We start from the raw sequence: 704 nt of genomic DNA on the forward strand, positions 1-704 counted from the left end.
ATCCCGATCGGCAGTGAAATGAGTAATAGATAAGATAAGGAATACCAGTCCCCATATTCACTGAAGGAGATCTGATCCAAGGTGAAACTGATGCCGAATAAGCTGACCCAGGTGGGCACGAGTATTTTGTTGCGGGGGTCATCCATGATCCGACGAATCGTTCGGCGGGTTTGATACCAGATCGTCCACCACGGTTGAATGCGTTGTTCTTCAGTATCTTCCATCAATCGCACCTTCTCGGATGGTTAGATTCGAAAGAGGATGGCCAGCAGAATAAAAGGGGCTATCAGTAGCAGATAGCTGATTACAATGGAAAAAAAACCTTTCCAGGAAGAGAACCCATGGGCTTCACCCAGGCTTTTGGAAAAGACGACATAGTACCAAACGGTTAAAACAAGATCGATCCCATTCAGAAACAGAAATAAAAGGACCAGTAAAAAGCTTTGGTCGAGGGAAGGCATGGCCGTGGTAAACATCTCCCGACCAAAGAGCAGCAACTGCGGGATCCAGACAATCAAGGTGGCGATGAAAGGAATCCCGGCCCAAGCGGAAGCGGTTCGGATCTCTTTCCATGTCCCCGTCCCACCCAGCCAGGAGCCGGTCCAGTAGGTTAAACCACTGATAATCGCCCACCCAACCAAACCGAAGATCGGCCCTAGAATGAGAGAAAACACCAATAAGGCAGGCAATGAAACCGTATCGCC

Annotated in this window: 2 protein-coding genes; both read right to left on the minus strand. The window is 49.0% G+C overall.

Annotated features, from left to right (window positions below; all coding sequences use genetic code 11):
- Positions 1 to 224 (minus strand): hypothetical protein (locus tag CHM34_RS18300; protein ID WP_141201775.1); only part of this gene is annotated, 224 nt, incomplete at its 3' end.
- A 21-nt stretch (positions 225 to 245) separates the two neighbouring features.
- Positions 246 to 704 (minus strand): YIP1 family protein (locus tag CHM34_RS18305; RefSeq protein ID WP_141201776.1); only part of this gene is annotated, 459 nt, incomplete at its 5' end.

It is taken from the genome of Paludifilum halophilum, assembly GCF_002245355.1.
GTDB classification, from domain to species: Bacteria; Bacillota; Bacilli; order Thermoactinomycetales; family DSM-45169; genus Paludifilum; species Paludifilum halophilum.